The sequence below is a fragment of the Enterobacter sp. Cy-643 genome (genome assembly GCF_011752815.1).
Taxonomy (GTDB): domain Bacteria; phylum Pseudomonadota; class Gammaproteobacteria; order Enterobacterales; family Enterobacteriaceae; genus Cedecea.
Genome location: NZ_VWWV01000001.1, coordinates 983,682 through 1,008,585, shown reverse-complemented (window position 1 = coordinate 1,008,585; position 24,904 = coordinate 983,682). Strand labels below are relative to the sequence as shown.

Genomic DNA, 24,904 nt, shown 5'->3' with positions numbered 1-24,904 from the left:
AGAGAGATCTTATGCGGATTTTATGGCGTAACTGCCGCATCACCACTATGGTCAGCGGGCAGTACAATATTATCGAAGACGCGGCGATGCTCACCGAAGGCGACAAGATTGCCTGGGTTGGTCCCGACAGCCAGCGTCCCAGCCAGCCTTATGACGAAGAGCGCGATCTTCAGGGCAAGCTCGTCACCCCCGGCCTTATCGACTGCCATACCCATAGCGTGTTCGGCGGCAACCGCAGCCAGGAATTTGAGATGCGCCTGAACGGTGCCACCTACGCGGATATCGCCGCGGCGGGCGGCGGGATAGCCAGCACGGTGAAAGCCACGCGTCAGGCCAGCGAAGCCGAATTACTGGCAACCGCCAGCCGCCGTATCAATGCGCTGCGTAAAGACGGCGTGACGACTCTGGAAGTGAAATCGGGCTACGGCCTCAGTTTTGACGATGAGCGCAAAATGCTGCGCGTTGTCCGCCAGCTGGCACAAAGTCTGCCGCTCACGATTTACAGTACCTGCCTGGCAGCCCACGCCCTGCCCCCGGAATACAAAGACCGCAGCGACGATTTTATCACCGACGTTTGCGAACGCTGGTTGCCTGAGTTGCATCGCGAAGGGCTGGTTGACGCCGTCGATGCCTTCTGTGAACACCTGGCCTTTTCCGTGCCGCAGGTTGAGCGCGTCTTTGTCAAAGCCCATGAGCTGGGCCTGCCGGTTAAGCTTCATGCCGAACAGCTTTCGCTGCTGCATGGCGCGGGGCTCGCCGCCCGCCACAATGCGCTTTCCGCTGACCACCTGGAATACCTCTGTGAGGACGATATTACGCTGATGGCAAAACACGGCACGACCGCCGTGCTGCTACCAGGCGCATTTTACTTCCTGCGCGAAACGCAAAAGCCACCGGTGGCGCTGCTGCGTAAACATCACGTGCCGATGGCCATTTCCAGCGACCTGAACCCGGGCACCTCCCCGGTACAATCCCTGCGTTTGATGATGAACATGGCCTGTACGCTATTTGGCCTGACGCCGGAAGAAGCGCTGGCAGGCGTGACGCTGAATGCGGCGCGCGCCCTCGGGATTAGCGAGACAGCGGGCACCCTGGAAGCAGGTAAAGAAGCAAGCTTTGTGGCGTGGGAAATAGACCATCCCGCCGAGCTGAGCTACTGGCTGGGCGGCGCGCTCTCCAAACAGGTTATCTATCAAGGTAAAGAGGTGTGGAATGATTAAGGGCTTTGAGCTTCATCAGGGCAAGCTGCCGCTGCTGATCAGCATGCCGCATCCCGGCACACAGTTAACGCCGGAAGTGGCAAACGGGCTGACGGCGCGTGCCAAAAATCTGGAAGATACCGACTGGCATATTCCCAAACTTTATCAGCCTATACGCGAGATGGGTGCCAGCATACTCAGCGCCAGCTACTCGCGCTACGTAGTCGATTTAAACCGCCCTTCGGACGATAAGCCGCTCTACACCACGGCCACTACCGGACTTTACCCGGACATCTTTTTCGACGGTGAACCGCTGTTCGTGGCGGGAAAATCTCCTGACGAGAAAGCCAGAGCCGACATCCTGACCAACATCTGGCAGCCGTATCACCAGGCGCTTGCCCGGGAGCTGGCCAGGCTGAAAGAAACCTTTGGCTATGCGCTGCTGTGGGACGCGCACTCCATCAAATCCGTGGTACCGCGCCTGTTCGAAGGCCGCCTGCCGGATCTTAATTTTGGCACCGCGGATGGGGCAAGCTGTGACCCTTCCCTGAGCGCGGAATTGCTTGAGGCCAGCGAGGCGTTTGCCGGCTACAGTAAAGTGCTGAACGGGCGCTTCAAGGGCGGATACATCACGCGCCATTACGGTGCGCCACAGCAAAATATCCATGCCGTGCAGCTGGAAGTGGCGCAGTGTTGTTACATGGATGAAGAGAGTTTTGCCTGGTCGGACGATAAAGGTGTCCAATTCCAGCAGGTGCTAGCCCGACTGATTGAAACTGCCCTGGCCTGGGGACAGCGGCATTACGGCCAGCCCACTTGACTTAATTTGTTAAAAGCGTACTTTTCAGGACATGAAAACGATCCTGATAATTGTCCCTGACGGCGGCATGCTGTTCGAAGCCGCCGGTATCGCCGATATTCTGATGCAGGCTAACCGCCTGCATGCGGACGCCTTGAGCGAATCTCGCTACCGCATCAGTATCGCCACCACTCAGCCTCATCACGTCGTACACGGCATGTCCGGCCTGAACCTGCTGGCTGACCACAGGCTGGCCGACCTCGACCCCAATGAGCCCCGCGACACCATCATGATAACCGGGAAAGGCCAGAGCGAGCCTGAAGGCAGCGCGGTGGTCGACTGGCTATGCCGCGCCGCGCCAAATACCCAACGCATTGCCTCCGTGTGCGGCGGCGCCATGCTGCTGGCCCGCGCCGGGCTGCTGGATGGCCGCCGGGCAACCACCCACTGGCGAATGCTGGAAGAGATGCAGGCCCGCTGGCCACAGATCAAAGTGGAAGGCGGCCCTTTGTATATTCAGGACGGCCCGGTGTGGACCTCCGGCGGCGTCAGCTCCGGCTTTGATCTTACCCTGGCGTTGGTTGAGGCGGATTATGGCTTCACCCTCGCGCGGGATGTAGCCCAGGATCTGGTGATGTACCTCCACCGCCCCGGCGGCCAGCTGCAGTTTAGCCGCTATCATCTGCGCCAGGCGGCCAATACCGGGCCGATAAGCCAACTCCAGGACTGGCTGCTGGATAACCTGGCGGACGATTTGTCGGTAGAAAAGCTGGCGGAACGGGTCGCCATGAGCCCACGCAATTTTACCCGCGTCTTTACCCGGGAAACCGGCGTCACGCCCGCCCGCTATGTGGAAGAAGCCCGGCTGGCCGCCGCCCGCCATCATCTTGAGCAGTCGAACGACACCCTGGAGCGGGTCGCCTGCGCCTCGGGCTTTGGCACCGCCATCAACCTGCGCCGCGTCTTTGAGCGCCAGCTTCACCTCACGCCGGGGGAATACCGCGAACGCTTCCACTGCAGGAAGTTGGCATGAATTGATCCTTTTTTGTCATTTACGCCATTTCACTCTGCGCCTACTCTGAAACCAGACATTCAAGAGAAGGAGTGAATCATGGTTAAGGTCGGGATTAATGGTTTTGGCAGAATCGGACGTAATGTCCTGCGCGCTGCCCTGGGTAACCCCAATATTGAGATCGTGGCCATCAACGATCTGACGGACAGCAAAACCCTTGCTCACCTGTTAAAACACGACTCGCTGATGGGCAAACTGCCCGCGCCGGTGCAGGCCTCCGAAGGGCTGCTCCACGTAGACGGCAAGCCGGTTCGCGTTTTCAGCGAAAGAGATCCGGCGCAGATCCCATGGCGTGACGTCGGCGTAGATGTCGTTATCGAGGCCACCGGCTTTTTCACCAGCCGCGAAAAAGCTGAAGTTCACATCACCCACGGCGGGGCAAAACGCGTCATCATTTCGGCCCCTGGCAAAGACGACGATCTGACTATCGTGCTGGGCGTGAACCACGAAAGCTACGATCCGCAGAAACACTTCGTGGTCAGCAACGGCAGCTGTACCACTAACGGCCTGGCCCCTGCCGCGCAGGTGCTGCATCAGGCATTCGGCATTGAACACGGCCTGATGAACACCACTCACGCCTACACCAACAGCCAGGCGCTGCACGACCAGCCGGAAAAAGATTTGCGCGGCGCACGTGCGGCAGCGCTATCGATTGTGCCGTATTCCAGCGGCGCGGCTAAAGCCCTCGGCAAGGTTATCCCCGAACTTGACGGTCGCCTGACCGGCTACTCCCTGCGCGTGCCGGTACCGGTGGTGTCTATCGTCGATTTAACCGTGACGCTAAAACGCGATGTCACGGCGGAAGAAGTGAACGCGGCGTTCCGCAAGGCCGCTGAAGCTGGCCCGCTAAAAGATATTCTGGGCTACAGCGATGAGCCTCTGGTCTCCAGCGATTATCAGGGCGACCCGCGTTCTTCCATTATTGACGGGCTTTCTACCCTGGTGATTGGCGGTAACCTGGTGAAAATTCTGGCCTGGTACGACAACGAATGGGGCTTCTCTAACCGCCTGGTTGACCTTGCCCTGCTGATGGATAAACGCGGCCTGTAACGGCAGCTGAAATAGAAAAGCCAGCCTTGCGGCTGGCTTTTTTTATCATTGCCTCTGTCGTAACAGAGGCTGGCTGAGGCGTTAACTTACAGCGCCATGTCGTGCTGGGTAGCCGCGTCCGCTTTCGCTTCGGCTGGTTTTGCTACCGGGGTTGCGCTCTGGTCGTTCATTTGAATGACCGGCGGTTTGGTCAGCTGCAGCGTGGCCGCGGTGTCATCCCACACTTTCTGCGTCAGCGCCGCGTTGCCGTTCATCTCCTGGCCGTAGCTTGGCACAACGGCGCGGATCTTACTCTGCCATTCAGGCGAGTTGAACTGCTGCGGGAACATCTGCTTCAGCACGTTCAGCGTAATCGGTGCCGCAGTAGACGCGCCTGGGGATGCGCCCAGCAGAGCAGAAATGGTTTTCTGCTGGTCAACAACCACTTCGGTACCGAGCTTCAGCACGCCGCCTTTGTTCTCATCTTTTTTGATGATCTGCACGCGCTGGCCGGCCTGAATCAGTTTCCAGTCTTCTTTACGCGCCTGCGGGTAGTACTCTTTCAGCGCTTCAAAGCGATCTTCATCACTCAGCATCACCTGACCAATCAGGTATTTCACCAGGTCAAAGTTATCCAGACCTACGTCGGTCATCGGCATAAAGTTGCTGGTAGTAGTCGTGCTCAGCAGATCAAAGAAAGAGCCGTTTTTCAGGAACTTGGTAGAGAAGGTCGCGAACGGCCCAAACAGCACTACGCGCTTGCCGTCGATAAAGCGGGCATCAATGTGCGGCACGGACATCGGTGGCGCACCCACGGAGGCCTGACCGTACACTTTTTCAAGATGCTGGCTGGTGACCGCCGGGTTTTCGGTCATCAGGAAGGAGCCGCCCACCGGGAAACCGGCGTAGTTTTTCGATTCCGGAATACCGGTTTCCTGCAGCAGTTTCAGCGCGCCGCCGCCTGCCCCGATAAAGACATATTTCGCGTCGATGGCGTGCTCTTTGCCGCTGGTCACGTCTTTGATGGTAACGTGCCAGGAATTATCGCCGTTGCGTTTGAAGTCGGTGACTTCAGAAGAGGTTTGCAGGGAGAAATTAGGGCTTTTTTTCAGGCTGCCGATCAGCTGGCGGGTAATTTCACCGTAGTTAACGTCGGTTCCCACTGGCGTCCAGGTAGCCGCCACTTTTTGATTCGGGTCGCGCCCTTCCATCACCAGCGGAGCCCACTGTTTAATTTGCTCGTGGTTAGTGGAGAATTTCATGCCCTGGAAAAGCGTGGTTTTCTGCAATGCGTCATAGCGCTTGGTCAGATATTCAACGTTTTTATCACCCCAGACAAAACTCATGTGCGGCGTGGAATTAATAAACGAATGCGGGTCGTTCAAAATACCGCGCTGAATTTGTGCGGACCAGAACTGGCGGGAAATCATAAACTGTTCGTTAATTTCCAGCGCTTTGCTGACATCAATAGAACCGTCCGGGCGCTCCGGCGTATAGTTCAGTTCCATATTTGCCGAGTGCCCGGTACCGGCGTTATTCCAGCCGTTAGAGGACTCAAGCGCCACGCCGTCAAGTTTCTCAACCATGACCTGTTTCCAGTCCGGCTGCAGCTCCTGGAGCCACGTGCCGAGTGAGGCGCTCATAATACCGCCGCCAATCAGCAGGAAATCTGTTTTTTGCGTGGAATCCGCGTTAGCGTAGCTAGCAGAGCTGACGAATAACGCCAGTGTTGTCAGAGAAATAATTGTCTTTTTCATTGCAGGCATAATAATTCTATTGCATCGCAGGTGAATGAAGTACATCTATGTTAACCCACTTTTACGATATTTTAAAATCTCATTCACATCCTGATTAATCCATACAATTAATGCCAATGATTTTTTTAATTAAAAAAACCAAATAAAATCAAATATTATAAAAATAACACCGCCGAATAATACATCCTGTATTCCGGGTATTATTAGCGGTAATCCGCTTAGTTATCGGGATGTTATTGGCAAAAAAAATCCACACACATGTATGGATTTTATCCTTATTTCGTTGCCATAAAAGGCGATAAATCCGTCGTTAACGGTTTGTGCTATTCTGCTCTACCGCCTTAATAAAGACGGCAAGCTGGGTGCGAATAGACGCCACCGTGGCGGAATCAATTAAACGCCCGTTCTCTAATTTCTGATTCGCAAAGCTGACCGCCAGCTCCGGCAACGGCACCATATGGCACAGCATCGAAGCCAGCGTTTCCCGCAGCTGATATTGCGCCCTGACGCCGCCAAGCGCGCCGGTAGACTGCGAAACGAAAAAGACATATTTTCCCAGCATACAGCTGGCTCTGACCGGCCGCGACAGCCAGTCGAGCGCATTCTTGAGTACGCCGGGCATGCCGTGATTGTATTCTGGTACCGTAATGATCACCGCATCGGCCTCAGCCACCAGCCGACGGGCGCTCACCACCGGTTCAGGTAATTCCCCTTTTTCCAGATCCTGGCAATAGTGTTCCATGGCGCCAATATCAAGCACACTAAAATGGCTCTCTTCCGGCAGCATGTCGCCAATGCTGTCCAGTAACGCGCGGGAGGCCGAATCTACCCGTAAGCTGCCGGCGATACCCACAAAGCGTAATGTTTTCATCTTTTTCTCCTCTTATATTTCGATGCAGGCATTATCAGCAAAAGAATGAGATAATTCTTTCGCCAATCCGCCAAAAACATTCGCAGGAGTGCCAACATGCCAGACGCTCTATCCGCGGCTATCGCGGCTTCCGACATGGCGCATCGCCGGGGTGACGACGTGACGTTTCATCGTCATCTGCACGGTCAGTTAAGCGTCACGCTGGAAGGGACCCTCCGACTGCAAACCGAGACGGGCTGGTGGCTGGCTACGCCCGGTAACGGCGTTTGGGTGCCGCCGGGCCAGCTACACCGGGCGCTTTACACCGAGCGTTCGCGGCTGATCAATCTACGTTTCAGGCAAGGATTTGAGCTGCAATTGCCGGTAAACAGCTCGCTTATCGTTGCCTCAAACCTACTCACGGAACTGGCCAAAGAAGCCTTAGCGATTCAACACAGCGTCGATTCGGGCGCACAGCTTGACCTCATTGCACAACTGCTGCACTTCCAGTTACTGAAACAAGTTTTGAAAACCGATCTGTTTGTGCCCGAAGGTAAAGATAAGCGGCTGAGGTTAATCACCAGCCTGCTGCGGGAGGATCCGGGCTGTAGCAAAACGCTGGTGCAGCTGGCTGCTGTCGCCTTCATCAGCCCCAGAACATTAGGCCGCCTCTTCGAAAGTGAAATCGGGATGAGTTTTACTCGCTGGCGGGAAAGGATGAGGATTATCAGTTCGGTGGAACAATTGGTTAACGGCGAGCCGATAACTCAGGTGGCCTATGATATGGGCTATCAAAGCGCCAGCAGCTTTACCACTGCTTTTACCCGAATTATCGGCCAGCCGCCGGGGCGTTATCTTAAGGAGACTTTCGCGCCGGACAAAAGCTGACGGCGGTTCACGGCGGCGACCGCAAGCACCAGCATCATCACTATTTCAGCCGCCAGGAAACCGATCATCGCCACAGAATAATCCCCACTCTGGCGCTGCAGATGCAGGAACAATGCCCCGAGCACCGCCGGGCCGAGCCCCAGCGCAGACTGCTGCAGGGTACTCAATATGGCGCTTGCCGCCCCGGCATCGTTCAGGTCGATATCGCGCATTCCGATGCGGTAGAAGCTGTTCACAATCAGCGCCTGGCCGTAGCCCACCACCAGCGTCGACGGGGCTATCGCCAGCGGGCCTGCGTGGGTACCAAAATGCCAGAGCGTAAATATCAGCCCAAGCAGACCGACCACCTGGATAGCAATCCCGCTCAGCAAAATGGTACTTAGCGAATGGCGCACGATAAGCCGCGGCGCAAACCACGCTGAGACAAAATACGAAATACCCATGGCAATAAAGCTGTTTCCGGACTGCCACGGCGCCATTCCCATGCCCGACTGTAGCGTCAGCGCCATGCAGAACATAAAGCCCGACCAGCAGGTAAAGAACAGCAGCGCAATTAGCAGACCAAACCTTATGCTGCCCAGTTTCAGCAGCCTGGGCGGCAGCAGCGGCTGAAGCCCACGTTGCTGCTGGTTAAGCGCCCCAACACGCATCAGATAGCCGAGCGGCAGCGTGGCTACTAACATCAGCTGCATCGGCCACGGCCAGTGTAGCTCTGGCCCCAGCGCCATCGGGAAAAGCAGGCAACACAGCACCAGCGCGAGCGTGACGGTCCCCTGCCAGTCAATGCGCGAATGGCTTTCGCTGCGCGTTTCAGGAATATAAAACCGGCTCAGTACCAGCACCAACAGGCAGATTGGTACGTTAATAAAGAACGCGTTTCGCCAGCCCAGGCCGGCAATATCCGCCGACACCAGCCAGCCGCCGCCCATTTGACCGATAATAAAAGCAATCCCGCCAATGCCACCATACAGACTGATGGCGCGGGCGTGGGCGGTGCCTTTGAGCGTCACGTGCAGCGTGGCAAGGATCTGCGGCACGATCAGCGCAGCCCCGACGCCTTGCAGGGTACGAGCCGCCAACAGCTCGGTGACCGAGCCGGAGATCCCACACAGGAAAGAAGCGACACCGAACAGGGCTACGCCCCAGAGCAGCGTTCTGCGGCGGCCGTGGTTATCCCCCAGCTTGCTACCCACCGCCAGGCTGACGGCAAAGGCGACGCCGTAGAGTGCCACAATAAGTTCAAGCTGGGTTGGCGTGGTGCCGAGGGACTGAGTGATCGAGTCCAGCGCCACGTTGGTGATAGATGTGTCGATTAACGGCAGCATCTGGCCCGTCAACAGCAGCACCAGGCCCGCACGGCCGGGTGAAACAGGCGAATTATTCATCAGGGACTCCATTGCATAGTTCGGGATACCGACGTAGGATCCCTGAACATTTAACCGGGTACCAGTTCTTGCTTATACTGGTACTGGCACTACTATTCTGGAGTATTTGTGATGCTCATCACTCAGACTGAACTGCGTCATGGCCCGCTGGACGACAGCCGTAAAATGCTGGCGTTGTTTTTACGCACCCGGCGTGAAAGCCTGGATCCGCAGCGGCTGGGGTTACCGCGCAGCGGGCGTCGCCGTACGCCCGGTCTTCGCCGCGAAGAAGTAGCGCTACTGGCTGACATCGGCGTGACCTGGTATACCTGGCTGGAGCAGGGGCGCGAAGTGAATCCCTCCTCAAGCGCTATGACGGCAATCGCCAGCGCGCTGCAGTGCTCTCCGGCGGAAACCCGTCATTTGTTTATTCTGGCTGGCCTGCCCCCGTCCGAAGCGCCCGCCGCCGCGCAGTGCGAGGGGCTCAGTCCCGCCGCCCGCCGGATGCTGGACGCCCTGATGCCCAACCCCGCCAGCATCCAGAAGCCGAACTTCGACATCCTCGGCTACAACGCACATTTTTGCCAGCTGATGGGGGTCGATCTTGACAATGAACCGCCGGAGCATCGCAACTGCATTTATCAGTATCTGACCAATGAGACCTGGCGCAGCCGGGTAGACTGTAACGAAGATGTGCTGCCTAAATTTGTGGGCTGGTTCCGCGCCGGGATCACCGAGCATCGCGGCGACCCGCGCTGGGAAACGCTACTGGAATCGTTTTTCGCCGCTTCCCCCGCGTTTAAAGCGCTCTGGGAGCAGCGCTATGAAATCCGCAATATCGAAAACCACATAAAACAGTACACGCATCCGCAGATCGGCACCTTCGGTATGCAACAGGTCAACTGGTACTCCGCGCCGAGAGACGGCTCAAGACTGCTGGTTTACCTGCCGATCGATGAAACAGGTGAGCGAGCCCTGCGGCTCTTTTCTCAATCGAGCGGAGCCTGACCCCCTGCCTTCACATCGGGCAGCCTTCACGCGGTCCGATGTTTTTTATTGTTTTAAGAATAACCTCAGGGAAACCCCATAAGACGATTCGCATTGACCACAGAATAAAAATAACGCCGCAGCAAAAATCCTGAATTTATCAAATAAATTCAAAAAATTAGCACCATTTCTCTACTTTTCATTCCTTTTAAGTCGCCAGCCGATTACATTTACATCAGGCCAATTTTTTGCTGCGCTAACCTGGCGTCAAACCTTCATGTACGTAATAGGTTATTCCACTGTTATAACACCATTGAATTGTTAACAGGGCTATGTAAAATCACGCTACTATGCTGAAACCACGCGAATTCCTTGCGCCGGCGAGATACTCAAGCCGCCGTGCCGTTTTGCGTGGGCGTATCTCACGTCGTGGAAAATCTTCCTGTGCGGCGCTCCTTGCTCCCGCGGCGGTTGGGTTTTAACCTTTTTCTCAGGGAACGTCTCAATGAAATTGCGAAGCCTGTTAGTCCTTCTTGTTGTCACCACGGTTGTCGGCTGTAAAGCGCCGCCGCCGAAGATGACCGACGATACCATTGTGACCAGCACGGTAAACGGCGTCACCCTGACTCACCGCTATATCGTTGAAGTACCAAAAGAATTTACACCTGTTGACGCAGACTATCGGGCACTTTACCCGGGCTCTATCATGAGCAAACCCGATTTTGGTGGCAAAGTGCTGGCCCAGCTTGAAAACGGCCAAAGCTATACGGTGTTAGGCGAGGTAGAAAACCACTGGTTCGCTATCGCCGAACAGGATAAACAGGAACTGCTGGGCTATGTGCCGCTAAGGGCGCTGGTAAAAAGCGAACTGTATAACCAGACGCTGAAAAAAGACCGGCCTCGCCCTCGCCGCGCGGCCAAAAAATCCACCTGCGTTGCGGTAGATAATAAAAGCAAAGCCTGCCAGAACGCCGATAACGGAACGTGGATCATTAATTAACACCCCCTTCGGGGGTTTTCTAACCAAAGATTTTGGCATGAGAGCAGCAACGATTTACCCGGCAACCTGTGCAGGCGTTAACGTTACCCTCTCTTTACACACAGGCTAACAAGGATTTTTATGAAACTCTGGCTTTCGGGTATGGCGTTGCTGCTGGCATCCACTACCGTCTGGGCAGGGAACTACCGCATCGTTCAATCGCCGTCCCAAAAGCTGGACGTGTGGATAGACAACATCAAAAGCAATGCCCCGCAAAGCTGGTGCGGAAGTGACCTGCCGGTACGCATTGTGGCAAACGGGGATAAGAATCCCCTTATTCTAAAAACATTCATGCCCCGCCTGGGCGCGCTGCTGGAAAGCCAGTGCAGCGAGATTGCACGAGTTAACTGGCAGCTGGAAGATCCTGAAGGCGCTCCTCTCGCGCGCGGCTCTGCCACCAAAACCAACGACTGGGAAGTCACTATCGAGTCCCCGCTCTCTTCGGTCGCCACCCGCAATGAGCGCCCGGAAGATCTTTCCACGCCTCTCGACCGCACGCCGTGGCTGGAATTTACCTTACAGGATGGCTGCCACTTGCGCACATTCTGGCAGGGCGACGCCTCCAGCAGCTCCCTGTTTATTCCGGGTAAAGAGAATGGCAAATGTGAAAAAGGCGGCTGGCTGAACGGCACCAGCGAAGTGGTTCAGCGCGGCACCGGCGGTGAAAAGCGCATTATGATGACGTTTGTCCACGGTTTCCCGGTCAGCGGACTGAATCCCTCAGCGGACGCCGACAGCCTGCTTATCACCAGCGTGAACAATGAGCGTATGGTCGTCAGCAGTGAACAGGCCCCGCAAAGTTGGCTTATTTTGCCTTACCACCCTGAAATCAACGGCTGGAAAGCCAGCGGTACCGTTGCCGTGGAGGTATCTCGCGATATGGCGCTGGATGAACAACGTCTCCAGACCCGGCTCAATGAGGTACGCAAGCTCTGGTCCGGCTGGGTGACGCCGGGGACGGCCATTACGCTGTTGCTGGTCGAGTCCCTGCACCCGCAGCTGCGTGACCCGGCCGCCGGTGCCTGGCGAGCCCAAAAATAAATACGCCGCATGTTGCATGACTACGCGCAGAGAACATCATGATAGATAACGATTTTATTCCAAAAGTGCCGAACGCTCTGCCGCCTGGCTACCGCTTTGACGAATTTGAAATTCAGGAAGCCGTCGACGCCAGCATGACCAGTATTCTTTACCGGGCGTGGGATCATCAGCTCGAGCGCCTGGTGGCTATTCGTGAATACATGCCTAAAGCTTACGTGATGCGCAATGACGTGATGGAGCTGGTGCTCCATAGCGAACGCGATCACCTGGTCTACACCACCGGCCTGAACAGCTTTATGCAAGAAGCGCGTCAGCTGGCGCACTTTAATCACCCCAATTTGCCCCAGGTGCTGCGCATCTGGAGCGACAATAATACCGCTTACGTGGTGACGCTATTTTATAGCGGCATTACGCTGGATGAACTGCAAAAGCAGCAGCCGTCGCTGATAGATGAAACGTGGATCCGCCGGATGCTGCCAATGCTTTGCGGCGCGCTGGCAACGCTTCACGCAGCGGAGCACCTGCACCGCAATCTGTCGCTGAAGAGCATTCAAATTCAGGATAACGGGCTGCCTATCCTGCTCAATACCGGCGCGCCGCGGCGGGGCCAGGGCTCGCTGGATGAAGGCAATACCCTGCTCCACCCAGGCTTTGCGCCGCTGGAGCAGTACACCGGAGACCTGGCAAGCCAGCTGGGGCCGTGGACCGATATCTATGCCGTCGGCGCCGTGCTGTATACGCTCATTACCGGCCATGCGCCGCCTGCCAGCGTCGCTCGCAGCATTCAGGACAGCTGTATCAGGCTGGCAGAAACCCAGCCCGAGGGCTATTCCCTCAATTTACTGCAAGCGGTTGATAAAGCGCTGGCGCTAAAGCCGGAAGACCGCCCCCAGTCTATTGACGATTTTGCCGTTCTGCTGAACATCCAGCCAGGCGACGTGTGTGAGCCTGTCGGTAATAAAAAAACGGGTACCGCGCTGGTGCCGGTAGAAGAGCCTGACAACGCGGCGACGCGGCCGCTCTGGAAGCGCTATCAACCTGCCCTGCAGATTGGCGCGGGCGTCGTTGCGGGCCTGATTGTGGGCGCGGTACTTTTTGGCCGGGGAAATCCTGCCGTAAGTACGCCGGACCCGGCCCCCACGCCGCTTGCTGCTAATCAAAGCCCGGCGCAGGTAGGTGCGCCCCCGGCAGCCGCAGCGGCTGAAAGCACGCTTGCCCGGGTATATATCCGGATGAACGACGGCGAGCAGCTGGCGATCAACGGTAAAACGCAGAAGCTGGCGCCCGCCGCCAACGGTTTTGCCTCACTTCAGCTCCCGGCAGGAAAATACTTGCTGGCGCTAAGCGGGGGCGAAACGCCCCGTAAGCAAACTATTGTGATAGCGAATTCCGGTACATGGCTGGTGAACCCGCAGGGGTGATTACAGAGGCAAAACATCAGGGTATAGTGCTGGCTGAAATATTTTGACATCAATAAAGGAAGCAATGATGACATCTGCCGTAGCCAGCTATACCACCCGGGCCATACAAAAGTTACAGAAGCTGGGCATCATGCCCGCCCCAGAAGCCGAAACGCCGGTCCTGGTGCTGCTGGATGCGATTATGGACCTGGATACCGACCGAGTGACGGCCATAGGCAGGACGCTGCAGCAGCAAAGCGCCTTCAACGCCGTTGTTCGCGACAATATCTCAAGCATGGACGTTGCCAATCGCCAGACAAAAATCGTCGCCGCTTTCGACTCTATCCGCCAGGATGCAACCCAAATGGTTGACTGGCTGGACGACGGCAAGCTGGACCTGATAGAGCGGATTAAATCCGGCTGGATGACTCTTCGTCGCGGCTCCATTCCGGATCGCTTCAACGCCATCAAAAAAACCTGGATCGAGGTGGCCAAAGCCTCCGATGAACAAATTTCCCGCGAGAAAGTCATTCTCGACGCCTATCAGGATTTCCGCTTTGGGTTGAAAGAGGCCCATGTGGATGCCCTGGCGCTTATGACTCTGGCAGAACAACGTATAGACCAGTGCCGACAAGCCCTACAAAGTGCACAGACCGCCACTGACAGTAGCGATGTCGTTGACAGCGCTGAGCGTTCACGCCGGGAGTTGACCCGGGATGAGGCCCTGCGCACTTTGCAAAAAGAAGATGAACGCTATCAAATTGTTAAAGATCTTACTGACAACCTGCTGATTGCCTACAACGCGGCGGAGGCGGTGTTCGCACGGCTGCAGCAAACTAACGCCATTAAAGAGCGCGTTTACCGCCAGGGCGTGACTTTCTTTGCTACGAACGAAATCGTCTTCACCGCGCTTTCAGCCTCAATGACCTCACTTCAGGGGCTCGACGAAAGTACCAAAACGCTGGAAGCGATGAAGGCTGGCATCAATGACGGGCTTAACACCATTGCTGCCAACGGCACCAAACAGCTGGAGGCCGGACTAAGAGCAGGCTACGGTTCAACGATCAAAGCCGAATCGGTACGTTCATTAGTGAATGCTATCGTCAGTTTCCAGGAGTCCAGCTACAAGATGATTGAAGAGTTGCGCGGCGAAGCCACGAAAAATGCCGAAGCGCTGGCGGCGGTAGTAGAAGACGGTAAACGCCGTTTTACCAGTATTGTCAATAAAGCAGAATTGACTCGCTAATGTCGGGATTTAAACAACGATATACCGGGGCGATTTACGGAGAACTTGTGTTAAATGGAAGCCTATAAACTGGCACGGGCGCTGGCACAAAACACGGCGACCCAGCGCCTGCAACTCTCATCGGTAGAAGCCTCCGTGGCAGAGCTGCGCGGGCAGCAGCTCTCTTTGCAGCAACAGATCGCCTCTCTTTATCAAAAAATGGCGACGGTGCTGTTGCAGGAATCGTCATCCGTGCATGTCGATGAGCAGAACATTCAGACTCTGCTGCTGCAGCTCAACAAAGAAATTGACCTTACCCGTCAACAGCTGGCGGCTGAAGAACAGCGTTTTCAACAGCGCCAGCGAGCTCTCGTGGCACTGGATGAACAAATTGACCAGCATGAAGCTGAACGCGACTCGCAGCTTGCCGCAGATCCGCTGGCAGAACAGGCGCGGGTGGACAAAGAAAATTTCGCCACTGAACTTGAAAAACAAACCGTGCTTCACGCTGAACTTGAGGCTGAAGTTGCGGAGAAAACGGCCGTTTACGGCCAGCAAAAACTGTTCAATTACCTGCTGGACAAAGGCTACGCCACCGAAAAATATCGCGCATGGCGCCTTCGGCGTAATCTCGACAACTGGATTGCCGGACTGTGCCGCTTTAACGAAAACGCTGCCAATTACCGGATGCTTTTTGCTCTGCAAAAAGCATCCGAAACCAAACTGCAGGCGCTGGAGCAGCAAGCTAAGGCGAGGGATGAGCTGTTCAAAGGCTTTGTCAGCCGGGTCGAAAAGGACATCGGTTTGCCCGAGCTGTATCAACGGCTTGAGGCACTGGAAGCCAACCTGACCGTAAGTCAGCAAAAAGTTAGCCAGCTGCAGTTAAAAATAGAGGCCTTTGCCAGCGGAGAAGGTGAGAATTTTCAGCGAATTATGCGACAGCTGTCTGAACAGATGTCCCGTCTGCCTCAGCAAAAACTCAGCGAACTGGTGGCGCGAACCGCCTCGCCTGATGACGATATTATGCTTGAGAGAATACGCACGCTGATTCCGCAGGAGGCAAGTCTCACCGGGCGTATTGCCGCCATTCAAACCGATCGGGAAAATGCCCGGAAAGACCTCGGCCTGGCGGAAGCGCTGGAAAGCGCCTTCCATCGGAATGGCCTTAATAATGACGATCTTGAGTTTAAATGGGGACTGTTCGATAGCGAGGAAAAACAGATCAGACGCTATATGAACGGCGAACAAGGCCTGAGAGAAATTTTGGCGAAAATCTCTGCCGCTTCCCGTAAACGTCCCAGACCAGCCCCGGCCAGCAGCTATAACAACGCTGGCAGCCGCCGCCGTTCCTCTTCCGGCTCGGGATGGACATCTCGTTCATCCTCTGGCACAAGCGCCGGCAGAACATCGTCTGGGGGAGGATTTAGCGCTTCTTCCGGCGGGAGCAGCAGTTCCAGCGGCACATCATCCGGAGGCGGTTTTAGCTCTTCCTCTTCAACGGGTGGTGGCAGCTACCGGACAACGGACAGTTTCTGATGGATAAGATAAAACTGAGCGATCAGTTGGGGGCGATGGCTATCATCGATGCGCTCCATGCCCAACAAATTGCCGTTGACGAGCATTTAGACTTGCCGCTGCTGCGGCAGAAAATCAGCCAGCGCATACGCGATTACTACCAGCAGTCGGGCATGGCCGTGAATGACGAGTTGATTGAAGAAGGTGTGAAAACCTGGTTCACGCACCGTTTGAGCTACCAGTCCCCGGCGTTAACCCTCAGTCAAAGGATTGGCACGAGCCTGTATCTGACAAGCCCTAAGTGGTTGAAGGGTCTAAGTGTTCTGCTACTGTGCATCATGCTGTTTACGGGGTATCGTATTTATGATTCCCATCGTCAGCAGGAAGCGTTGAACAGTAACATCGCAGTGCAAATAAACAGAAGCCACGACCTGACGGGCATTGCCGACTATATAAAAGGCACGCTGGATGTTGCCAATAAGGCGGCACTTGTCTGGGCCACCAGGCCTTTAGCCGACGTCGAAGATAAAGTAAACGGCATGTTGGCTCAGTTTGCGCGCCAGCAGCCACAAACGCTGGCCATAGCGGATGCCCGCGAACAGCGTGAGGCGCAGTTGCAGGCACTGATAGCGCTGAACGACAGGCAAAGAGATCTCCTGCAAAACGCCAGTAGCCTAATCGACGATGTTCCCCGCCTGCTTCGGGCTGACGGCTCACTGCAGAAAATTACCACTGATCCACAGTTCCCCGCTTTGCTGGCCCAATCCGCTGACCTTGCGGCCAAATTCGAGGCAGCTAAACGGGCTATTCTTGAGAATAGCCCAACGATGGAAGCCGCCGTTGCAGAACTCAGCCCCGTCATTGAGCAGCAGAAAAAGCGGGCTGAGCGAGCAGCGCTCTTCGAAGAAAAGAAAAATAAACTTCTCGGGCTTCCCCTGTCCAGTCAAGACAGGAAAACGGTCAGCGATTTTATCGCCGGGCAGGCACGTATCCAGGCCGAAAACGAAGATATGAATGTCGTGGTGCCTACGGAGTGGATAGCGTCCCTTAACCGCCTGGATGAAATGTACGCCTACATTGTGGAGCCTTTAACTTTCATCGTCGTGGATCGCATTGGTGAAAAATCAGGCGTGGAGCGAACTTACGATGAATCAGGCGGCCGCAGCTGGTATCTGATCGCCGAGGCGATCAACAGTCGCGGCGTGCAGCAGGCAGTCTGGATCAAAGACAGTGAAACCGGGCGGGAGCGCAAGACAACCACCTTCGGAATTCGAATCTCCCAGGCCGAATACGAGAAGCTTAAGAAAGATAAACAGGACGATGGGCATATCGATAACTACATTGTGGGCAACAAGCCTGCCAACCAGCTTAATATTCGCTATCAGCGGCCGGTCATGAATGGGCGAATTTTGAGCTGGTAATGATAAAGCCAAGCCTGAATTTTTCAGGCAGCGAATATTGCAAACATCTTCAGCCCCGCTGTGCGGGGCTTTTTTTGGGGTAAATAATCCGGTTTTTCTCTTTTTATCTGCAACGACGCTCGAAATTCGGAAAATTCAACTAAGGTTTTCAGGGAGTTGATCGCAACGTAGCGTGTTGCGTCCCGTCGATGGAGAAGGAATGATGATAAAACCCGTTTTGCGCCGGCCCTATGCACTTTACTTTGCGGCCCAAATGGCCGCTGCCGGTGCCGTATTTGGCCTCGCGCCGCTTGCTTCATTTGCAGCCCAGGAAACCGAATCCCCGCGTCCGCCGGAGCCTCAATCGCCCGACGAACTTTTTGGGCCTTTGTTTATTGATGTCCAGACCGCGAAACTGTTCCCCGACCAGAAAACCTTTGCAGATGCCTTGCCCAAGGGCGATCCGCTGATGATCCTTGCCGATTATCGTATGCAGCGCCGACTCTCGGGGTTCGACTTACGCCATTTTGTTGATGTGAACTTTATCCTGCCCAGGGAAGAGAAAAAGTCTGTGCCGCCGGAAGGGCAAAGCCTGCGGGAGCACATCAACGGACTCTGGCCAGAACTGACCCGTACCGCTAACAGCGACGGCAAATGGGACCCGCTTCTTTCGTTGCCAAAACCTTACGTTGTACCCGGCGGGCGCTTCCAGGAGCTTTACTATTGGGACAGTTATTTCACCCTACTGGGGCTGGCGGAGAGTGGACGCTGGGATGACGTACAAAATATGGTGGACAACTTCGCCCACGAAATAGATACCTGGGGCTACATCCCCAACGGGAACCGCAGCTATTACCTGGGCCGTTCGCAGCCGCCGTTTTTCGCCATGATGGTGGAACTGCTGGCGCAGAATAAAGGCGATAGCGTTTACACCACCTATTTGCCACAGCTGAAGCAGGAATATAGCTGGTGGATGGAGGGCAGTGACGCCCTTAAACCGGGTGAAGCTCATGCCCGCGTGGTGAAACTCAAAAATGGCGCCCTGCTCAACCGTTACTGGGATGAAAAAGACACGCCGCGAACCGAGTCTTACCTGGACGACGTATCCACCGCGAAAAATACCCCGTCGCGTGCGGCCACGGATATTTATCGTGACCTGCGGGCTGCCGCCGCCTCCGGCTGGGACTTCAGCTCCCGCTGGATGGATAATCCGGCCCAGCTAGGCACCATCCGTACCACAAGCATTGTGCCCGTGGACCTTAATGCGCTGCTCTATCAGCTTGAAAAAACATTGGCTCACGCCAGCGAGCTGGCAAAAGACAATGCCGCGGCGGCGCACTATAAGCAAGCCGCGGACGACCGACAGAAAGCAATTGAGCAAAACCTGTGGAACGCCAAAGAAGGCTGGTATGCGGATTACGATCTGAAAAGCCACACGGTTCGAAACCAGCTAACCGCCGCCGCCCTGTTCCCGCTCTATGTTCATGCGGCGGCGCAGGACAGAGCGGACAAAATGGCGAAAGCCACCCGTCAGCATTTGCTCAGCGCGGGTGGGCTGGCCACGACCAGCGTAAAAACCGGCCAGCAATGGGATGCCCCCAACGGCTGGGCACCGCTGCAGTGGGTGGCCACCGAAGGTCTGCAAAATTACGGGCATAAAGATCTCGCGCTGGAAGTCAGCTTCCGCTTCCTGAGCACGGTGCAGAACCTCTACAACAAAGAGCAAAAGCTGGTTGAAAAATACGATGTGACCACCGGAGGTACGGGCGGCGGCGGCGGCGAATATCCGCTTCAGGATGGCTTCGGCTGGACTAACGGCGTCGCGCTGAAAATGCTGGATATGCTCTGTGCAAAAGAAAAACCCTGCGACAATGCGCCAGATAAGCTGCCTTCGGCCACGCCCGGCCCGGTAACGGAAGCGGCCAAACCTGCCGCAGATAAAACGGAGATCTCACCTGCCCCGAGCAAGCCAGCGCCGTAACCTGACCGCGCTGACCACGGCGTTATTGCCGCTTAATCATTTCATTTAAAACAATAAGCCCATGAAATCATCAGCTATTTCATGGGCTTTCATGCATTAAAAAACTTCACACGCCTTGCACTTGATAATAATAACGATAACAATTCTCATTCGAAGCCGCATTTAAAAACCGCGTTTTCCCGTCGCATGCCGGCGGAGGACTTCCATCAGGATGATGATCTCAATACTTCCGGACAAAAAAATGATAAAGGATCTTACCGTAAAGCGCTCCGCTTTACTCTGCGCGCTGGCGCTCATCGCCCCTTTTTCTTCATCGGCTGAAGAAACACTGGTTGTGACCGCCAAACCTGCTGACACCGCAACCTCACCAACAATAGGTTACACCGCCACCACAACCCGTGGCGCGACCAAAACCGACGAGCCGCTGATTACCACCGGGCAAAGCATTTCCGTCGTGACCCGTCAGCAAATGGAGGACCAGGGCGCGCAAACCATTAACAGCGCGCTGAACTATACCCCGGGCGTGTTTACCGGATTCTCCGGCGGCGCAACCCGCTACGATACCGTCGCATTACGGGGTTTCCACGGCGGCGATGTAAATAACATCTTCCTTGATGGCCTCCGCCTGATGAGCGACGCCGGCAGCTTTAACGTAGTCCAGGTCGATCCCTGGTTCCTGGAACGCCTTGACGTCATCAAAGGCCCGTCTTCCGCACTTTACGGCCAGACCGTGCCGGGCGGCCTGGTAATGGAAACGTCGAAACGCCCGCAGTTTGTTGAAGAAGGCCACGTGCGGGCGATATACGGCAACCACAACACCAACGGCACGGCGTTTGATTACACCAACGCGATCAATGACCAGTGGGCCTTTCGTATCACCGGCCTGACCAAAAATAGCGATACCCAGTATGACAACACGCGCGACGAGCGCTACGCCATTTCGCCTTCTCTGCTGTGGCAGCCGGACGATGCAACGTCACTGGTGCTGAGAGCTTACCTGGAAAAAGATCCGTCCGGCGGTTATCACGGTTCCGTTCCGGGCGACGGCAGCCTTTACACCACCACGGGACGCAAGCTGGATACCGGGTTCTCAGACGTACAGCCCGGGGATGACGCCTTTAAGCGCCACCAGCAGATCTACAGCTACGAGTTTGCTCACGCCTTCGACGATGTCTGGTCATTCCGTTCAAACGCCAGCTATACCCACTCAAACGTAGCGCTACGCCAGGCCTATCAAATTGGTTGGGCGGATACCGCACATAACGAACTGTCGCGCTACTACAGCCGCGAAAACTCTTCGCTGGATGCCTGGGCGATCGACAATCAGCTGGAAGCCGACTTCGCGACCGGTGACCTGCAGCATAAAGTGGTGCTCGGCGGGGAATATCACCGTTTCACCAACGATCTGACGGACGGAACGGGCTACACCACCAACCTGAACCCATGGACCGGCGTTTCTGGCGGCGTTGGCGGTTACTATTATTACGATCCGCGTGACTTAAGCTACGCGACAATTAATCAGGGGTTGCTGGTGAAAGCGGGCCGCCGTCAGTACGAACAAACCGGGGCTTATCTGCAGGATGAGATGAAGTGGGACCGCTGGCATATGACGCTGTCTGGCCGCTACGATCATCTGGTGACTAAAAGCCATCTGGTGGCGACGGCTATCGAGAGCGACGTAACGGATAATCGCACGGACAATCATTTTAGCGGCCGCGCTTCCCTGCTTTACGCCTTTGATAACGGTATTTCTCCGTATGTAAGCTATAGCCAGGCCGTCACGCCACAGGTACTTTCCGATGCCGAAGGCAAGCTGCTGAAACCGACAACCGCAGAACAGTACGAAGCTGGCGTAAAATACCAGCCTGCGGGAACCAGCGATCTGTATAGCGCCGCCGTTTACGATTTGACCCAAAAAGATGTGGGCAACCGTAACGTTCAGGGTGGTTATTTTGAGCCGGCAGGCAAAGTGCATTCCCAGGGACTTGAGCTGGAGGCTCGTACTCAGTTGACGACACGTCTGTCGACAATCGCCAGCTACACCCGCAATCGGGTACGCTACAAAGATGCCATTGACGGTAACAACGGCAACACGCCGTACGTCACGCCAAATCAAATGGCGAGCCTGTGGAGCACGTTTAAAGCCGATTATGGCCTCAGCCTGGGCGCAGGGATTCGCTACATCGGCAAACAATGGGCCGACAACGAAAATACCCTGCGTGTCCCTTCCGTAACACTGCTGGATGCCATGGTTCGTGCAGACATGGGCGCATGGACACCGGCGCTGAAAGGCGCGTTTGTGCAGCTCAATGCCACCAACCTGACCGGGCGTGACTATGTGGCGGGCTGCTACGGGACGGGCTATTGCTATTGGGGCGCAGAACGTTCAGTGATTGCAACAGTGGGATATGATTTTTAATCTCGTCATAAAAGCTAAATGTAAAAACGGCCCCGCAGGGCCGTTTTTTGTAATAAATGACTTTCTACCGTCGTACCATCCTGAAAATAGCCAGCACAATAATGGCGCCAATCACCGCCACAAAGAAACTTGGCCAGTTAAAACCGGTTACCGGTCCGCCAAGGTGCAATGCCGTCGCCACCCAGCCGCCGACAACCGCGCCCACGATCCCCAGAATACAGGTGAGGATAATACCGCCGCCGTCTTTGCCAGGCATAATCAACTTAGCGACCACACCCGCGATAAGACCAAAAATAATCCAGGCCAGGATACCCATTTTAGAACGTCCTCTTCTACATTGTGAGCTTTAGCAGGCTCGCCCGAGGCTGTCTGCGCCCCGGTAAGCGACCTGCTGTCAAAAAGAGTATAGTTCGGTTGCAAAAAAACGTGATGAATCTCACCTGGTTATACGCATTTTCAGGCAAAAATAGTCAAAAATTTGTATTAAGTTTTGTGCGGTTTTGCCGATAAGCTTCGTTACCACAACCTGAAAATACAACAAGGACTTGAGCCTTGAGTCACTATAACGATCAGTTCCTGAAGCAGTCTCCTCTGGCAGTATTAGGTGTGTTACGTGATTTACACAGACAGCAGGTTCCCGTCAGGCTGGAATGGTCTAACGGGCAGTTCATCAGCAAAATTCTCGATGTTTCGGCAGAGCGTTTAGTGCTGGACTTTGGCAGCCAGGCGCAGGAGAACCTTTCCGTGCAGAAGGCCAACGATATTGATTTCATCGCTGAAACGCAGGGAGCCAAAGTCGAGTTTTCGCTTTCGGGCCTTAAAGCGACGGAATATCAAAATTTACCGGCATTTACCACGCCGCTGCCGACCTCGCTGTGGTTCGTTCAGCGCCGGGAATATTTCCGCATTACCGCGCCTACGCAGCCCCAGTACTATTGCCGTACCGAGCTTGCCGACGGTTCTCAGTTTGCTTTCCGACTCTGCGACCTGTCTCTGGGTGGAATGGGCGCCCTGGTGGACGGCACGCTCCCACCAGGCCTTGCGCCCGGCCTGCGTTTTGGCCGCGTAGAGATGGATCTCGTGGAATGGGGCAAGTTTTACTTTGATATGCAGCTGGTGATGGTTTCGGAGCGAAAAGTGGTGGACAGTAAAAATGAGACCATTTCTACTCCGCGCCTGAGCTTTCGTTTCTTAAACGTGAATCCGGCGGTCGAGCGCGAACTGCAAAAGATTATTTTCTCGCTGGAGCGGTCGGCCCGGGAAAAGGCCAACCGCGTGAAATAGCTTAAATGGCGTTCATGGCCCGCGTGACCTTATACAGGTAGCGCGGTGCCTGCGGTGCCGGATGGTTAGTCGCCACGTGCTGGTAAAACTCATCCGGGCTCAGACGGTTAATTTTGTCGATCGCGGTCTGCCTGTCAGAATCAAAGGTTCTGAGTAGCGCCCCCGCCCCGTTCACGTAAGAAACAATCAGCGCGTACTGCATCACCTGCGGGTCGTTGATCCCCCGCAAAATGCCGTGTTCCAGAATACTCAGATAAGCCGTACCGATGTCGATATTACGCGCCGGCTCTCTCAGTTCACTGTCCGATGGCTGCCCTCTGAAGCCCTGATTGCGATACACCTCTTTGCCCGCCGTGGAGCCTTTGATCTGCATCAGGCCGATGGCATTAGAGGCGCTAACCAGCTGCGGATTGCCGCCCGACTCTACCGCAATGATCGCCGTTATCAGTCTCGGACTAACGCCCCATTGCTGCCCGGAGAGTTCGGTCAGCGGCATCCAGTTCAGCGCCCGCTGGGTGGGGATCGTCGGATCCCACGGCGCCTGCGGCTGCGGAGAATGGCTGGAACAACCGGCCAGGAATAGCACCAGAATGATAAACCCTCTTAATTTCACGCCTCTATCCTTATTGATGTGGCCAGCCATAACGGCGATGACAAGTGCTCTCGATAGCGGCATGATAACCAATTCATATTCAGCAAGGAAATGCCATGTCTCTGATTCATTTAATCGCCCCGTCCGGCTACTGCATTAATCAACAGGCCGCCGCCAGGGGCATTCGTCGGCTGGAAGAGAACGGGCATCAGGTCGTCAATCAGCAGGCAGTGACCCGGCGTTTTCAGCGTTTTGCCGGCACGGACAGTGAGCGACTGGCTGAACTTAATCAGCTGGCGGCGCTGCCGTCGGAAACGGACATCGTGCTGGCCGTGCGCGGGGGTTACGGCGTGAGCCGCCTGCTTGAGCACATTGATTTTTCACGTCTTGGGGCTTCGCTTCGCGCCCGGCCACAAATTATTTGTGGTCACAGCGACTTCACCGCTTTCCAGATGGCCCTGCTGGCACAGTGCGGAGCCATCACCTTCAGTGGCCCGATGCTGGCCGGAAATTTTGGTGCCGAGGAGATGGATGAATATACCTGGCGCCACTTCTGGCAGGCGCTCAGCGAACCGACGTTCACGCTAAGTTGGGAAAACGATGCGCCCGCGATGCAGGCCAGCGGCACGGTTTGGGGCGGCAATCTCGCAATGCTAATCTCTCTGGTCGGCACGCCGTTTTTGCCGCCAATAGACGGCGGTATTTTGGTTGTGGAGGACATCAATGAACATCCCTTCCGCGTTGAGCGCATGCTGCTGCAGCTTTACCATGCGGGCATTCTTTCGCGCCAGAAAACGATTATTTTAGGAAGTTTTAACGGTACAACCGCAACGGATTACGATGCAGGATATACTTTTGAGGTAATGCGTAAAACGCTGCAACAGCGCCTGAACGTGCCTGTCCTTTCCGGCCTGCCTTTTGGACATGAACCACAAACCGTGACGCTGCCGCTCGGCGCGTTTGGCGAGCTGGCCCACGACGGCGTCACCTCCCGACTGACGTTAAGTGGGCATCCGGTACTTCGCTAAAGAAGCTCGGTTTAAGCGCCCTTTTTGAGCGTTTG

General features: G+C 55.5%; 21 protein-coding genes. 16 read left to right on the top strand and 5 right to left on the bottom strand.

From position 1 onward, the window contains the following. The first annotated feature begins 11 nt into the window (after positions 1-11). From hutI to gap, 4 genes are all read left to right on the top strand, one after another. Positions 12-1,220, top strand: a complete 1,209-nt coding sequence (hutI, locus tag F3J29_RS04695) for an imidazolonepropionase (RefSeq protein WP_166863406.1) — start codon at positions 12-14, stop codon at positions 1,218-1,220. Then, positions 1,213-2,019, top strand: coding sequence for an N-formylglutamate deformylase (gene hutG / locus F3J29_RS04690; protein ID WP_166863404.1), 807 nt, complete (start codon positions 1,213-1,215; stop codon positions 2,017-2,019). Before hutI ends, hutG begins: the two co-directional genes overlap by 8 nt. Positions 2,020-2,050: 31 nt before the next feature. After that, a complete protein-coding gene (locus F3J29_RS04685; RefSeq protein WP_166863402.1) occupies positions 2,051-3,031 on the top strand; it encodes a GlxA family transcriptional regulator in 981 nt (326 codons plus the stop codon). Positions 3,032-3,109: 78 nt separating this feature from the next. After that, positions 3,110-4,120 carry a type I glyceraldehyde-3-phosphate dehydrogenase gene (gap, locus tag F3J29_RS04680; protein WP_166863400.1) on the top strand — a complete coding sequence of 337 codons (1,011 nt, stop codon included), beginning with the start codon at positions 3,110-3,112 and terminating at the stop codon, positions 4,118-4,120. Between the two features lie 86 nt (positions 4,121-4,206). On the opposite strand, the gene mqo is transcribed toward gap, so the two are convergent. Further along, positions 4,207-5,865, bottom strand: a complete 1,659-nt coding sequence (gene mqo / locus F3J29_RS04675) for a malate dehydrogenase (quinone) (protein WP_205246635.1) — start codon at positions 5,863-5,865, stop codon at positions 4,207-4,209. A 301-nt stretch (positions 5,866-6,166) separates the two neighbouring features. Further along, entirely contained in the window at positions 6,167-6,727 is a 561-nt protein-coding gene (locus tag F3J29_RS04670; protein WP_166863398.1) for an NADPH-dependent FMN reductase, read from the bottom strand. A 96-nt stretch (positions 6,728-6,823) separates the two neighbouring features. Between F3J29_RS04670 and F3J29_RS04665 the strand changes: the two genes are divergently transcribed. Then, positions 6,824-7,594: a helix-turn-helix domain-containing protein gene (locus F3J29_RS04665; protein WP_166863396.1), complete on the top strand. Its 771-nt coding sequence runs from the start codon at positions 6,824-6,826 to the stop codon at positions 7,592-7,594. On the opposite strand, the gene F3J29_RS04660 is transcribed toward F3J29_RS04665, so the two are convergent. Further along, complete coding sequence (locus F3J29_RS04660) at positions 7,558-8,979, bottom strand: MFS transporter (protein WP_166863394.1); 1,422 nt, start codon at positions 8,977-8,979, stop codon at positions 7,558-7,560. The two genes, F3J29_RS04665 and F3J29_RS04660, sit on opposite strands and share 37 nt — an antisense overlap. A 108-nt stretch (positions 8,980-9,087) precedes the next feature. Between F3J29_RS04660 and F3J29_RS04655 the strand changes: the two genes are divergently transcribed. The 9 genes from F3J29_RS04655 (at position 9,088) to F3J29_RS04615 (ending at position 21,965) form a co-directional block, all read left to right on the top strand. Continuing rightward, the gene (locus tag F3J29_RS04655; RefSeq protein WP_502706546.1) at positions 9,088-9,966 is read left to right on the top strand and encodes a helix-turn-helix transcriptional regulator; all 879 of its coding nucleotides are present in this window, start codon (positions 9,088-9,090) and stop codon (positions 9,964-9,966) included. A 484-nt stretch (positions 9,967-10,450) separates the two neighbouring features. Continuing rightward, positions 10,451-10,945 (top strand): SH3 domain-containing protein, encoded by a 495-nt coding sequence (locus F3J29_RS04650; protein WP_166863392.1) that lies wholly within the window; start codon positions 10,451-10,453, stop codon positions 10,943-10,945. Between the two features lie 120 nt (positions 10,946-11,065). Beyond that, the gene (locus F3J29_RS04645) at positions 11,066-12,025 is read left to right on the top strand and encodes a hypothetical protein (RefSeq protein WP_166863390.1); all 960 of its coding nucleotides are present in this window, start codon (positions 11,066-11,068) and stop codon (positions 12,023-12,025) included. Positions 12,026-12,063: 38 nt separating this feature from the next. Next, positions 12,064-13,446: a serine/threonine protein kinase gene (locus F3J29_RS04640; RefSeq protein ID WP_166863388.1), complete on the top strand. Its 1,383-nt coding sequence runs from the start codon at positions 12,064-12,066 to the stop codon at positions 13,444-13,446. A 64-nt stretch (positions 13,447-13,510) separates the two neighbouring features. Then, positions 13,511-14,671, top strand: coding sequence for a merozoite surface protein 3b (locus F3J29_RS04635; RefSeq protein ID WP_286175149.1), 1,161 nt, complete (start codon positions 13,511-13,513; stop codon positions 14,669-14,671). Positions 14,672-14,725: 54 nt separating this feature from the next. Continuing rightward, a complete protein-coding gene (locus F3J29_RS04630) occupies positions 14,726-16,186 on the top strand; it encodes a coiled-coil domain-containing protein (RefSeq protein ID WP_166863386.1) in 1,461 nt (486 codons plus the stop codon). Beyond that, entirely contained in the window at positions 16,186-17,586 is a 1,401-nt protein-coding gene (locus tag F3J29_RS04625; RefSeq protein WP_166863384.1) for a DUF6384 family protein, read from the top strand. Before F3J29_RS04630 ends, F3J29_RS04625 begins: the two co-directional genes overlap by 1 nt. Before the next feature lie 202 nt (positions 17,587-17,788). After that, positions 17,789-19,546 (top strand): alpha,alpha-trehalase TreA, encoded by a 1,758-nt coding sequence (treA, locus tag F3J29_RS04620; protein ID WP_166864950.1) that lies wholly within the window; start codon positions 17,789-17,791, stop codon positions 19,544-19,546. Between the two features lie 241 nt (positions 19,547-19,787). Then, positions 19,788-21,965, top strand: a complete 2,178-nt coding sequence (locus tag F3J29_RS04615; RefSeq protein ID WP_166863382.1) for a TonB-dependent siderophore receptor — start codon at positions 19,788-19,790, stop codon at positions 21,963-21,965. A 64-nt stretch (positions 21,966-22,029) separates the two neighbouring features. Here F3J29_RS04615 and F3J29_RS04610 read toward each other — a convergent pair whose 3' ends face one another. Further along, positions 22,030-22,281 (bottom strand): GlsB/YeaQ/YmgE family stress response membrane protein, encoded by a 252-nt coding sequence (locus F3J29_RS04610; RefSeq protein ID WP_016536859.1) that lies wholly within the window; start codon positions 22,279-22,281, stop codon positions 22,030-22,032. A gap of 236 nt (positions 22,282-22,517) precedes the next feature. Here F3J29_RS04610 and ycgR point away from each other — a divergent pair, with 236 nt between their 5' ends. Then, a complete protein-coding gene (gene ycgR, locus F3J29_RS04605) occupies positions 22,518-23,249 on the top strand; it encodes a flagellar brake protein YcgR (protein WP_166863380.1) in 732 nt (243 codons plus the stop codon). A 1-nt stretch (position 23,250) separates the two neighbouring features. Here the strand turns inward: ycgR and emtA are convergent, their stop codons facing one another. Further along, positions 23,251-23,862 carry a membrane-bound lytic murein transglycosylase EmtA gene (emtA, locus tag F3J29_RS04600; protein ID WP_166863378.1) on the bottom strand — a complete coding sequence of 204 codons (612 nt, stop codon included), beginning with the start codon at positions 23,860-23,862 and terminating at the stop codon, positions 23,251-23,253. Positions 23,863-23,957: 95 nt separating this feature from the next. On the opposite strand from emtA, the gene ldcA reads away from it, so the two are divergent. Continuing rightward, positions 23,958-24,869, top strand: a complete 912-nt coding sequence (ldcA, locus tag F3J29_RS04595) for a muramoyltetrapeptide carboxypeptidase (protein WP_166863376.1) — start codon at positions 23,958-23,960, stop codon at positions 24,867-24,869. Positions 24,870-24,904 lie beyond the last annotated feature (35 nt).

What these genes read in the sequence shown, in the direction of transcription:
- hutI (WP_166863406.1), top strand. Translation starts at nt 12, where the DNA reads ATGCGGATTTTATGGCGTAACTGCCGCATCACCACTATGGTCAGCGGG.
- hutG (WP_166863404.1), top strand. Translation starts at nt 1,213, where the DNA reads ATGATTAAGGGCTTTGAGCTTCATCAGGGCAAGCTGCCGCTGCTGATC.
- F3J29_RS04685 (WP_166863402.1), top strand. Translation starts at nt 2,051, where the DNA reads ATGAAAACGATCCTGATAATTGTCCCTGACGGCGGCATGCTGTTCGAA.
- gap (WP_166863400.1), top strand. Translation starts at nt 3,110, where the DNA reads ATGGTTAAGGTCGGGATTAATGGTTTTGGCAGAATCGGACGTAATGTC.
- mqo (WP_205246635.1), bottom strand. Translation starts at nt 5,865, where the DNA reads ATGCCTGCAATGAAAAAGACAATTATTTCTCTGACAACACTGGCGTTA.
- F3J29_RS04670 (WP_166863398.1), bottom strand. Translation starts at nt 6,727, where the DNA reads ATGAAAACATTACGCTTTGTGGGTATCGCCGGCAGCTTACGGGTAGAT.
- F3J29_RS04665 (WP_166863396.1), top strand. Translation starts at nt 6,824, where the DNA reads ATGCCAGACGCTCTATCCGCGGCTATCGCGGCTTCCGACATGGCGCAT.
- F3J29_RS04660 (WP_166863394.1), bottom strand. Translation starts at nt 8,979, where the DNA reads ATGAATAATTCGCCTGTTTCACCCGGCCGTGCGGGCCTGGTGCTGCTG.
- F3J29_RS04650 (WP_166863392.1), top strand. Translation starts at nt 10,451, where the DNA reads ATGAAATTGCGAAGCCTGTTAGTCCTTCTTGTTGTCACCACGGTTGTC.
- F3J29_RS04645 (WP_166863390.1), top strand. Translation starts at nt 11,066, where the DNA reads ATGAAACTCTGGCTTTCGGGTATGGCGTTGCTGCTGGCATCCACTACC.
- F3J29_RS04640 (WP_166863388.1), top strand. Translation starts at nt 12,064, where the DNA reads ATGATAGATAACGATTTTATTCCAAAAGTGCCGAACGCTCTGCCGCCT.
- F3J29_RS04635 (WP_286175149.1), top strand. Translation starts at nt 13,511, where the DNA reads ATGATGACATCTGCCGTAGCCAGCTATACCACCCGGGCCATACAAAAG.
- F3J29_RS04630 (WP_166863386.1), top strand. Translation starts at nt 14,726, where the DNA reads ATGGAAGCCTATAAACTGGCACGGGCGCTGGCACAAAACACGGCGACC.
- F3J29_RS04625 (WP_166863384.1), top strand. Translation starts at nt 16,186, where the DNA reads ATGGATAAGATAAAACTGAGCGATCAGTTGGGGGCGATGGCTATCATC.
- treA (WP_166864950.1), top strand. Translation starts at nt 17,789, where the DNA reads ATGATAAAACCCGTTTTGCGCCGGCCCTATGCACTTTACTTTGCGGCC.
- F3J29_RS04615 (WP_166863382.1), top strand. Translation starts at nt 19,788, where the DNA reads ATGATAAAGGATCTTACCGTAAAGCGCTCCGCTTTACTCTGCGCGCTG.
- F3J29_RS04610 (WP_016536859.1), bottom strand. Translation starts at nt 22,281, where the DNA reads ATGGGTATCCTGGCCTGGATTATTTTTGGTCTTATCGCGGGTGTGGTC.
- ldcA (WP_166863376.1), top strand. Translation starts at nt 23,958, where the DNA reads ATGTCTCTGATTCATTTAATCGCCCCGTCCGGCTACTGCATTAATCAA.